The organism is Actinoplanes oryzae (genome assembly GCF_030757795.1).
Taxonomy (GTDB): domain Bacteria; phylum Actinomycetota; class Actinomycetes; order Mycobacteriales; family Micromonosporaceae; genus Actinoplanes.
Genome location: NZ_JAUQWH010000057.1, coordinates 38570 through 48417, shown reverse-complemented (window position 1 = coordinate 48417; position 9848 = coordinate 38570). Strand labels below are relative to the sequence as shown.

The 9848-nt window shown below is 74.0% G+C and carries 11 protein-coding genes; 4 read left to right on the top strand and 7 right to left on the bottom strand.

The window, feature by feature from the left end; all coding sequences use genetic code 11:
- The first annotated feature begins 108 nt into the window (after positions 1–108).
- On the top strand, positions 109–504 hold the full coding sequence (locus RBH18_RS20025) for an Atu4866 domain-containing protein (protein WP_306209989.1): 396 nt from the start codon (positions 109–111) through the stop codon (positions 502–504).
- A gap of 5 nt (positions 505–509) precedes the next feature.
- On the opposite strand, the gene RBH18_RS20020 is transcribed toward RBH18_RS20025, so the two are convergent.
- Entirely contained in the window at positions 510–1709 is a 1200-nt protein-coding gene (locus RBH18_RS20020) for an SGNH/GDSL hydrolase family protein (protein ID WP_306209988.1), read from the bottom strand.
- Positions 1710–1837: 128 nt separating this feature from the next.
- Between RBH18_RS20020 and RBH18_RS20015 the strand changes: the two genes are divergently transcribed.
- The 3 genes from RBH18_RS20015 to RBH18_RS20005 are packed head-to-tail and all read left to right on the top strand — an operon-like array spanning position 1838 to position 5174.
- Positions 1838–2362 carry a PadR family transcriptional regulator gene (locus RBH18_RS20015; protein WP_306209987.1) on the top strand — a complete coding sequence of 175 codons (525 nt, stop codon included), beginning with the start codon at positions 1838–1840 and terminating at the stop codon, positions 2360–2362.
- Complete coding sequence (locus RBH18_RS20010) at positions 2359–3033, top strand: ABC transporter ATP-binding protein (protein ID WP_306209986.1); 675 nt, start codon at positions 2359–2361, stop codon at positions 3031–3033. The genes RBH18_RS20015 and RBH18_RS20010 overlap by 4 nt, the downstream gene beginning before the upstream one ends.
- Positions 3030–5174: an FtsX-like permease family protein gene (locus tag RBH18_RS20005; protein WP_306209984.1), complete on the top strand. Its 2145-nt coding sequence runs from the start codon at positions 3030–3032 to the stop codon at positions 5172–5174. Before RBH18_RS20010 ends, RBH18_RS20005 begins: the two co-directional genes overlap by 4 nt.
- A 223-nt stretch (positions 5175–5397) precedes the next feature.
- On the opposite strand, the gene RBH18_RS20000 is transcribed toward RBH18_RS20005, so the two are convergent.
- The 6 genes from RBH18_RS20000 to RBH18_RS19975 all read right to left on the bottom strand — a co-directional run bounded on the left by RBH18_RS20000 (position 5398) and on the right by RBH18_RS19975 (position 9823).
- Positions 5398–6207, bottom strand: a complete 810-nt coding sequence (locus RBH18_RS20000; RefSeq protein WP_306209982.1) for an SAM-dependent methyltransferase — start codon at positions 6205–6207, stop codon at positions 5398–5400.
- A 292-nt stretch (positions 6208–6499) separates the two neighbouring features.
- Positions 6500–6775 carry a YggT family protein gene (locus RBH18_RS19995; protein ID WP_306209980.1) on the bottom strand — a complete coding sequence of 92 codons (276 nt, stop codon included), beginning with the start codon at positions 6773–6775 and terminating at the stop codon, positions 6500–6502.
- A 102-nt stretch (positions 6776–6877) separates the two neighbouring features.
- The gene (locus RBH18_RS19990; RefSeq protein WP_306209979.1) at positions 6878–7915 is read right to left on the bottom strand and encodes an ABC transporter ATP-binding protein; all 1038 of its coding nucleotides are present in this window, start codon (positions 7913–7915) and stop codon (positions 6878–6880) included.
- Positions 7912–8694, bottom strand: a complete 783-nt coding sequence (locus RBH18_RS19985; RefSeq protein ID WP_306209990.1) for an ABC transporter permease — start codon at positions 8692–8694, stop codon at positions 7912–7914. The genes RBH18_RS19990 and RBH18_RS19985 overlap by 4 nt, the downstream gene beginning before the upstream one ends.
- Entirely contained in the window at positions 8691–9434 is a 744-nt protein-coding gene (gene modA / locus RBH18_RS19980; RefSeq protein WP_306209977.1) for a molybdate ABC transporter substrate-binding protein, read from the bottom strand. The genes RBH18_RS19985 and modA overlap by 4 nt, the downstream gene beginning before the upstream one ends.
- Entirely contained in the window at positions 9434–9823 is a 390-nt protein-coding gene (locus RBH18_RS19975) for a TOBE domain-containing protein (RefSeq protein WP_306209976.1), read from the bottom strand. Before RBH18_RS19975 ends, modA begins: the two co-directional genes overlap by 1 nt.
- Positions 9824–9848: the final 25 nt, after the last annotated feature.

Genomic DNA, 9848 nt, shown 5'->3' with positions numbered 1-9848 from the left:
ACCCCGCCACTCTAATGAGCGAGTACTCACTCAGCCACTGACATTTGTCATGGACAGTGGGTGCGTCGCACCCTGGCGGGCGACGGCCGAGGCGGGCACGCTCGATCCATGCACCCGTTCGACCAGCCCACCACGCTCGTCCCGATGACCCCCGGCACCCTCGCCGGCTTCGCCGTCCTGTCCGGCGCCCGCCGCGGCCCCCTCGAGTCGATGGTCTGGTGGCCCCGCGACGCCCTCCTCACGCACGGCGAGCCGGTCCCCGCGCCGGCGGACAGCCCCCACCTCGGCGCCTGGCACGACAAACGCACCGACGTCACGCAATACCTCAACCCGGACGGCCGCTACTCCGAGACCCGCAACGGCCGCCCCGATTCCTATGTCGGCCACTTCTGGATCGCCGGCGACCACATCGTCTACCACGACGACCTCGACTTCTGGGCGTACGGTTCCTTCGCCGACGGCATCCTCATCCACGCCGACTTCCGCTTCCGCCGGCCGTCCTGATGCGCTCAGCCGAAGAGCGTCAGGTCGATCGAGTCCGCCAGCGCCCGGTAACCGGCGTCGTTGCCGTGCAGGTGGTCGCCGGCGTGGAAGTCCTCGCGGATCCGGCTCGGTCGCGCCGGGTCGCGCCACGCGGCGTCGAAGTCGAGCACGGCGTCGAAGGCTCTGCCCGTACGGATCCACGCGTTGACCCGCTGCCGCGCGTGCTCGCCCTCCGGGGTGTAGAGCTCCGAGCCCTCGTAGGGAGCAATCGTCGTGCCGTGGACCCGCACACCGCGATCGCGCGCCCGGGCGATCAGCCCGCGGTAGCCGGCGATGACGTCGTCCACCGTCACCGGGGCGCCGGGGAACATCGCCAGGAAGCCGGCCAGGGGACTGTCGTCGCCGCGCGGCGCGAACGACGTGATGATGTCGTTGCCGCCGACGGCGAGCACCACGTGACCCAGGCCGGGCGTCGCCAGCACGTCCCTGTCGAACCGGGCTGTCGCCGAGGGGCCGATGCCGTCGTGCAGCAGCCGGTTGCCGCTGATGCCCTGGTTGACGACGTACCCGGCGGGGGAGCCGTGCTGGGCCAGGCGCTCGGCCAGCAGCTCCGGCCAGCTGTGCCGGGCGCCCGGGGCCGAGCCGGCGCCGTCGGTGCGGGAGTCGCCCAGCGCGACGATCGTCGTGGCGGGGCCGGCGGGAAGCACCTCGACGGCGGAGATCAGCGCCCGCACCGGCAGCGGCTCGGCGGTGGCGGGCAGGGTGGCCGCGGCGGTCGCGTCGCCCGGGACCGTCCACCCCGCGTCCAGTGCGGGGTCGTGACACGTGCAGGTCTCGACCTTCCCCGGCAGATAGAGGTCGACGGAGAGCTCGGCCAGGGCGTTGAGGGGCACGTCGACCGGGTCGCTCAGCAGGGGAGCACCCGCCGGGACGGTGGCCGTCGCGGCGCCCGAGAAGGTCAGGCCGCGATCGCTGCCGGGCCGCACGCCACCGCCGGGCGACGCGAGCCCCAGCCGGGCGGCGCCGATGGCGAGCGGCGTGGTCCCGTACTCGTTGGTGAAGCGGACCCGGACCCGCCGCCCGCCGCCGCCGATGCGCACCACCTGGCGCAGCGTCACGTCCGCGAGGGGTGGGTGGCCGTCGAGCGAGCCGAGTCCGTCGTGGGGGGCCTGCGGCGAGGCGCCCCGGGTGCGGACCCAGCCGCCGGTCGAGGTCGTGCCGGTCATCGCGTGCCTCCGCTGGTCGGGGTGTAGTGGTGCGCCCAGGATGCGGCGGTCCGCTGACACGACGCCGACACGAGACCTACATCGATAGGTATTCCCTCGGCGTATACGCTCGGCGTATAGTCGGCCGCATGACGGTGCCTCTGACGTTGCTCGGGTTGCTGGAACGGCAGCCGCAGCACGGTTACGACCTCAAGCGCGACTACGACACCTGGTTCGGGCGGGACAAGCCGCTCTCGTACGGCCAGATCTACAACACGCTCGCCCGGCTCACCCGTGACGGCAAGGTCGTCGTCAGCGACATCGCGCCGGGGGCCGGGCCCGATCGCAAGCAGTACGTGATCACCGACGAGGGCGCGACGGAGTTCGACGCGTGGCTGCGCAGTCCCGTCGAGCCCGAGCCGCACCTGCAGACCACGCTCTTCGCGAAGGTGACTCTCGCGCTGATGCTGGAGCGGGACGCGAGCGGTTACCTGGACCGGCAGCGGGCCGCCCATCTGCGACGCATGCGCGAGCTGACCGAGGCCAAGCGCTCGGGCAGCCTCGTCGACGCCCTGCTCGCCGATCACGGGCTCTTCCACCTCGAGGCCGATCTGCGCTGGATCGAGCTGACCACCGCCCGGCTGGACCAGCTCGCCAAGGAGGTCGGGCGATGAGCCTGCTGCGCGCCCGCGGCCTCGAGCTGTCGTTCGGCGCGACGCCCGCCCTGCGCGACGCGTCGCTCGACGTCGGCCCGGGTGAGCTGCTCGCGATCATGGGGCCGAGCGGCTCCGGCAAGTCCACGTTGCTGCACTGCCTCGCGGGCATTCTCGTGCCCGACGGCGGCGAGGTGCACTTCGACGGCGTCCGGATCGACTCCCTGAACGAGGCGGCGCGCAGTGCGTTGCGGCGGGACGCCTTCGGGTTCGTGTTCCAGTTCGGACAGCTGGTGCCGGAGCTGACCGCCGAGGAGAACGTCGCCCTGCCGCTCCTGCTCAACAAGGTCGGCCGCAAGCAGGCGATCGGGGAGGCGCGGGGCTGGTTCCCGCGGCTCGGGCTCGACGGTCTCGAGCAGCGGCGCTCCGGCGAGCTGTCCGGCGGCCAGGCGCAACGCGTGGCGCTCGCGCGCGGAATGGTGGCACGGCCGCGGGTGCTGTTCGCCGACGAGCCGACCGGGGCGCTCGACTCGCTGACCGGCGAGCACGTCATGGACCTGCTCGTCGAGTCGGCCCGGGCGCACGGCACGAGCGTCGTCGTCGTGACGCACGAGCCGCGCGTGGCCGCGTACGCGGATCGGGAAGTCGTCGTCCGGGACGGGCGCGTGCTGGCCGTGGCGGCGCTGTCGTGATCCGCTTCGGGTTGCGGCTGACCGTCACCGGCGGGCGGGAGGCGGCCGTACGGCTGGGCATCATCGCCGTGGCCGTCGCGCTCGGCGTCGCGATGCTGCTCGCCGCGGTCGCCGCGATGACCGGTGTCCGGCAGCAGGCCGACCGCTACGGCTGGGCCAACGCGGTGCAGGACGACACCGGGACCTTGCGGTGGCGGCTGCGCATCGACACGTACGCGGGCGCCTCCCTGGCCCGCGTCGACGTCGCCCCCGAGCCGGGCAACACGCTGGTCCCGCCCGGGATCGACCGGCTGCCGGAGCCGGGGGAGTTCTACGCCTCGCCGGCGCTGCGGAAGCTGCTCGCCGCCGAGCCGCCGGAGCAGCTCGCCGCCCGCTTCCCCGCCACATTCGCGGGCACGATCGGTCCCGCCGCCCTGCCGTCGCCGGACTCCCTCGTCGCGATCGTCGGCCATCGGGAGCTGCCCGGCGCCACGACGATCAGCACCATCCCGGACACCGCGCCCGTCTCGTGCCCGGACGGGTGCTGGAGCGGCGTCCCTGCCGTCGCCATGCGCCTCATCCTGGGCGTGGTCGCGGTCGCTCTGATCTTCCCGCTGCTCATCCTGATCGGGTCGGCCACGCGCCTCGCCGCCTCCCGCCGCGAGCAACGGTACGCCGCCATGCGGCTGGCCGGCGCCACGCCGAGACAGGTGGCGACCGTGTCCGCAGTGGAGTCCGGCGTGTCCGCACTGGCCGGCACCCTGCTGGGCATCGCGCTGTTCTACGCCCTGCGCGGCACGCTGGCGTCGATCCCGGTGACCGGCGAGGCGATGTACCCGGCGGACCTCGCGCCCGGGTTCCTCGGCTGTGCCGTGGTGGCGGTGGGCGTACCGGTGGCCTCCGTCCTCGCCGCCCGCTTCGCCCTGCGCCGCGTCCAGATCTCGCCGCTCGGGGTGAGCCGCCGGGCCCGCAGGCGTCCGCCGCGCGCGTGGCGCCTGGTGCCGCTGCTGCTCGGCCTGGCGGAGCTGACGTACTTCGTCGGCCGCCGCCCGCACGGCGCCGACGCCCAGGTCACGGCGTACCTGTCCGGGATCCTCGTGGTGATGGTCGGGCTCGTGGTCGCCGGCCCGTGGCTGACGATGACGGCGTCCCGGCTGCTCGCCCGCCGGGCCCGCCGCCCCGCCGCATTGATCGCCGCCCGCCGTCTCGCCGACGATCCGGGCGCCGGCTTCCGGGCGGTGAGCGGCATGGTGCTCGCGCTGTTCGTGTCCAGCGTCGCCGCCGGCGCCATCGCGACCAACGCGGCGGACCAGGGCAGCACCGAGCCGGCGAACGCCGCGGATCTCTTCTACCTGTTCCGCGACGAGGCGACCCGGCCGACCGGCGTGGTGACACCGCCGGAGCTGGCCGGGCAGGCCATCGTCGTCCGGACCCCGCCGCGGCGGCCGGACGACGGGCCGGACGCCGTGGCGAGCTGCGCGGATCTCGCCCGCATCGCCAGCCCGTTGCCGTGCCTGCCCGGGGCGCGCACCGCCTGGGTCTACGTCGACCCGACCGACGTCCCCGACTTCTTCACGGCGGCGGCCTGGCCCACCGCGGACGTCGACCCCGCGCGGCTCAGCTCCCTGCCCGCCGAGGCGATCGTCGTCCGTACGGACGGCACCCTCGCCGGCGTCGAACGCGCCCGCACGGTCCTCGGCGCCGCCTACCCGAGCAAGTGGGGTGCGATCACCGGCGCCGACTGGCAACGGTCGCAGACCGCGCTCTGGTCCGCGTGGCAGCGCCTCGCCGACGTGGTCACCGTGACCAGCCTGGTGATCGCCGGCTTGAGCCTGGCCGTCGCCGCCACCGGTGGCCTGGTCGAGCGCCGCCGCCCGTTCAGCATGCTCCGCCTGACCGGCGCGCCCCTCGGCATGCTGCGGCGCGTGGTCGCCCTGGAGAGCGCGACGCCGCTGCTGGTCGCGGCGGCGCTCGCGGTGGCCATGGGCCTGTTCAGCGCCCACCTCTTCGCCCGGGCGCAGCTGGGGGAGTCATTGCGCTTCCCGGGCGTGACCTATGTCGTGGTGGTGGTGCTCGGGGTGCTCGCCTCGCTGGCGGTCATCTTCAGCACGCTGCCCCTCCTGCGCCGGGTGACCGGACCCGAGGCCGCGCGCAACGGCTAGGTCCGGCGTCGCCCGGTCCCGCCCGCGTCGCGCGGGCCTGGTCTCGCCCGCGTCGCGCGGGCCCGGTTTCGCCCGCGTCGCGCGGGCCCGGTTTCGCCCGCGTCGCGCGGGCCCGGTTTCGCCGGCGTCGCGCGGGCCCGGGTTCGGCGGCGTCGCGTGGGTCCGGTCTCGCCGACGTCGCGCGCGTCCGCGGATGCTCGGCGCGGGCCTCGGGCGGTCGGTGTCAGGGCTTGCGGGCGACCACACCGTGGCAGGAGACGTCCTCGACGGCCGGGCGGGGCTGGCTCTCCGACTCCGCCCGCCACTCGGCGACCGACACCAGGCCCGGCTCGACGAACTCGAGGCCGTGCAGCAGCTCGCGGAGCCGCTCGCCGGTGCGCGGGACGAAGCGGCCGTCGCGGTTGTTGGCGGTGAGCTGCTCGATCGCCTCGGGCGACTGGAACTCCCAGGTGGCGTGGGTGGCGACCACGTAGCTCCCGGACGGCAGGGCGCCGACGAGCGTGTCGATGATGCCCTGCGGGTCCTCGTCGTCGCGGATGAAGTGCAGGACCGCGACGAGCAGCAGGGCGACCGGCTGGCTGAAGTCCAGGGTGGCCGCGAGGTCGGGGTGCTCGAGGATCTTCTCCGGCTCGCGCAGGTCGGCGTCGAGATAGGTGATCGACCCCTCGGGCCCGCTGGTGATGAGGGCGCGGGCGTGGGTGAGGACGATCGGGTCGTTGTCGACGTAGACCGTGTGGGTGGCCGGCTGGATCGCCTGCGCCACCTCGTGCGTGTTGCCGGGCGCCGGGATGCCGGTGCCGATGTCGAGGAACTGCCGGATGCCCTGCCGGGCCAGGAACTCGACCGACCGGCCCAGGAACATCCTGTTCTCTACCGCCATCAGCCGGATGCTCGGCATCGCGGCCTCGATGGCGTCGCCCGAGGCCCGGTCGGCGGCGAAATTGTCCTTGCCGCCGAGCCAGTAGTTGTAGCGCCGGGCGGGGTGCGCGACGGTCGTGTCGAACCGGTCCGCGGAACCGCTGCTGGTCACCATGCCTCCACCCCGGACCGTCGATCGTGCACAGCTGATCTTAGTCACCGTGCGCATTCATGGCCAGTGCGCGCCCGGGCCCGGCCGCGCCGGCACGAACGCCCGCATCCCGGCGCCACCGGGGCCGGCGCCCCTGCCTCGCCGGCACCGGGATCAGCGTCCGCATCCCGGCGCCACCGGGGCCAGCGCCCCTGCCTCGCCGGCACCGGGTCCAGCGCCTTAACTCGGTGGCACCGGGCCCAGCGCCTTACCTCGGCGGCACCGGGATCGGCGTCGTTCGTCGTGAGGCGCGGGATCAGATGAACGACCGGATCAGCACGATCGCCAGGAAGACGATGAGGAACGCCACGTCGATGCTGACGCCGCCGGCCCGCAACGGCGGGACGACCCGGCGCACGGGGGCGAGAATCGGCTCGGTGACCGAGTAGACCGCCCGCGTCGCCCGCGACCGGAACGACCCCGGCATGCTCGGCCCGGCCAGCGCGACCGACCAGTCCAGCACCGCGCGCACGATGAGCAACACCTGCACCAGCAGCAGCACCGTGTCCACCAGGAACAGCAGGGGACCCATCACAACCTCCGTGGAGTAATCAAGTGATCCCACTATGCGTCACCAGGTTGTGAACTCCCTGAGCACCCGCTGTGCCGCCCCGCGAAGCGGAAGCGCGGACGGTCACGCGTCCGCGGGATAGGCGGTGACCTCGGTCGCTTTGAGGCTGGCCCACACCGAGCGCCCCGGCTCCAGCCCCAGCTGCACGGCCGCCGCCGGCGTCACGTCGGCCGCGACCGCCACCGGCCCGTCCAGCTCGATCCGCAGCGTGTCGCCCTGCCGCGCCACCCCGGTGACGGTGGCCTCCCAGGTGTTGCGCGGGCTGCCCGACGGCCGCGACGGGTAGAGCGCGACCGCGGCCGGCGGAAACGCCACAAAAACCTCACCGTCGTACGAGCCAGCAGTTGTCACCATAAATCCGGGCGCAACCGTAACCGTGTCGCCCGACGCCCGCCCGCGGAAGAGGTTGAGCCCCACCAGCCGCGCGACGTACTCGGTCCGCGGCCGTGACGTGATGCTCGCCGCGTCCCCGGTCTGCACCACCCGCCCCTGCTCCAGGATGACGAGCCGGTCGGCGAGCATCATGGCGTCCAGCGGATCGTGCGTGACCAGGATCGTCGGCCCGGCGTGCCGGCTCAGCTGCCCGCGCAGGTGCGCCCGCGTCTCCAGCCGGGTCCGCGCGTCGAGCGCGGCCAGCGGCTCGTCGAGCAGCAGCAGCTCCGGCGCGGTGGCCAGCGCCCGGGCCAGGGCGACGCGCTGCGCCTGCCCGCCCGAGAGCTGCCGGGGCTTCTTCCGCGCGTGCTCGGCCAGCCCCACGTCGGAGAGATGCGACATGGCCAGCGTACGCGCGGCGGCCCGGGAGACGCCGGCGCAGCGCGGCCCGAACGCCACGTTCTCCAGGGCCGACAGGTGCGGGAAGAGCAGGTAGTCCTGGAAGACGACGCCGATCCGCCGCTGCTCGGGCGAGACCGCGTCCAGCTGCCGCCCGTTCAGCACGATCGTCCCCGCGGAGGGGACCAGGCCGGCGAGGGCGCGCAGCGCGGTGCTCTTCCCCGCACCGTTCGGTCCGAGCAACGCCACCACCTCGCCCGGGGCGGCGGAGAGGGCGGCGTCCAGCGTGAAGCCGTCCCGCCGCACGACCAGGTGCGCGTCGAGGCTCACGAGGCGCCCACCCAGCGGTCCCGCAGGCACGCGAGGATGACGACCGAGACGACGAGCAGCAGCAGCGACAGCACGATCGCCGCGTCGAGATCCTGCTCGAGGGCCAGATAGACGGCGAGCGGCATGGTCTGCGTACGCCCGGGGAAGTTCCCCGCGAACGTGATCGTCGCCCCGAACTCGCCCAGCGCCCGCGCCCAGCACAGCACCGCGCCCGCCGCGACACCCGGGCCGATCAGCGGAAGGGTGACCCGGCGGAAGGCGGTCCACCGGCTCGCGCCGAGCGTGGCGGCGGCCTCCTCGAACCGGGCGTCGGCGCCGCGCAGCGCCCCCTCCACGCTGATGACGAGGAAGGGCATCGCGACGAAGGCCTCCGCGAGCACGACGCCGGCCGTCGTGAACGGCAGCGTGAAGCCGAACGTCGCGTCCAGCCACTCGCCGACGATCCCGCGCCGGCCGAACACGAGCAGCAGTGCGACGCCGCCCACGACCGGCGGCAGCACCAGCGGCACGGTGACCAGGGCCCGCACCAGCCGGCGCCCCGGGAAGTCGGTGCGCGCCAGCAGCCACGCCAGCGGAACGCCGAGCACCAGGCACACCGCCGTCGCCAGCGTCGCGGTGACCAGCGACAACCGCAGCGCGGCGAGCACGCCGGGCGCCGCGAGCCGGGCCGGCATCGTGCTCCAGGGCGCCCGGATCACGAGCCCGGCCAGCGGCAGGACGAGGAAGGCCAGCCCGGCGACGGCGGGGATCGCCAGGATCAGCGGCGCGCGGCGGTTCAGGGCTTCTGGAACCCTGCGTCGGTCAGCACCTGCTGAGCCTCCGGCGTCTGGACGAACGCGACGAACGCCTGCGCGGCCGACGGGTTCGGCGCGTCCTTGAGCGCGGCGATCGGATAGTCGTTGATCGCCCCGGCCGACTCGGGGAACTCGACGCCGTCCACATCGGAGGCGGCCGCCCGCGCGTCGGTGCGGTAGACCAGCGCCGCGTCCACCTCGCCGAGCTTCACCTTGGACAGCGCCGACTTGACGTCCTGCTCCTGGGTCACCGGGGTGACCTTCACGTTCGCCGCGGCGAGCGCCTTGGTGGCGGCGGCGCCGCACGGCACCTGCTCGGCGCAGAGCGCGACCTTGACGCCGGGCTTGGCGAGCGCGGCCAGCGAGGCGATCCCGTCCGGGTTGCCCTTGGCCACGGCGATCACCAGCTGATTGCGCACGAACGTCACCGGCGTCCCCGTGGCGGCGCCCGCGTCGGTCACCGTCTTCATGGTCGCCGGGCTCGCGGCGGCGAACACGTCGGCCGGGGCGCCGGAGGTGATCTGCTGAGCCAGGCCGGAGCTCCCCCCGTACGAGAAAGTGACCTTGACCCCGGGGTTCTTCGCCTCGAACAGCGGGCCGATCGTGTCGAAGGACTCCGTCAGCGACGCCGCGGCGAGGACGGTGAGCGAGGACGACGCCGGCTCCGCGGAACCACAACCGGCGGCCAGCAGCACGGCGGCCACGGCGATCCAGCGAACTCTCATCAGGCGTCCCCTCGCTCCACGACCACCGTCGTCGACTTGATCACGGCCACCGCGACGGACCCGACCTCCAGGCCCAGGTCGTCCACCGCCTCGCGGCTCATCAGCGACACCACGCGGAACGGGCCCGCCTGAATGTCCACCTGCGCCATCACACCGTCGCGGACGATGGCGGTGACGATGCCCCGCAGCCGGTTGCGCGCCGAGGAGCGGCCGAGGTCGGGCTCGTCCGCCAGCGACCGGGCGAACGCGGCGAGGCCGGCCCCGGCGATCGAGCGGTGACCGTGCTCGTCCCGCGCGGCGGCGAGCCGGCCCGCGTCGACCCAGCGCCGCACGGTGTCCACGCTGACGCCGAGCAGCTCGGCCGCCTCCCCGATCCGGTACGTCGTCACGGCGCTCAGCATAAGCCTTGCAGGT

Excerpts from the sequence above, each read along its gene's own strand:
- RBH18_RS20015 (WP_306209987.1), top strand. The coding sequence starts at position 1,838 with ATGACGGTGCCTCTGACGTTGCTCGGGTTGCTGGAACGGCAGCCGCAG.
- RBH18_RS19995 (WP_306209980.1), bottom strand. The coding sequence starts at position 6,775 with ATGGGTCCCCTGCTGTTCCTGGTGGACACGGTGCTGCTGCTGGTGCAG.
- RBH18_RS20020 (WP_306209988.1), bottom strand. The coding sequence starts at position 1,709 with ATGACCGGCACGACCTCGACCGGCGGCTGGGTCCGCACCCGGGGCGCC.
- RBH18_RS20010 (WP_306209986.1), top strand. The coding sequence starts at position 2,359 with ATGAGCCTGCTGCGCGCCCGCGGCCTCGAGCTGTCGTTCGGCGCGACG.
- modA (WP_306209977.1), bottom strand. The coding sequence starts at position 9,434 with ATGAGAGTTCGCTGGATCGCCGTGGCCGCCGTGCTGCTGGCCGCCGGT.
- RBH18_RS20025 (WP_306209989.1), top strand. The coding sequence starts at position 109 with ATGCACCCGTTCGACCAGCCCACCACGCTCGTCCCGATGACCCCCGGC.
- RBH18_RS20000 (WP_306209982.1), bottom strand. The coding sequence starts at position 6,207 with ATGGTGACCAGCAGCGGTTCCGCGGACCGGTTCGACACGACCGTCGCG.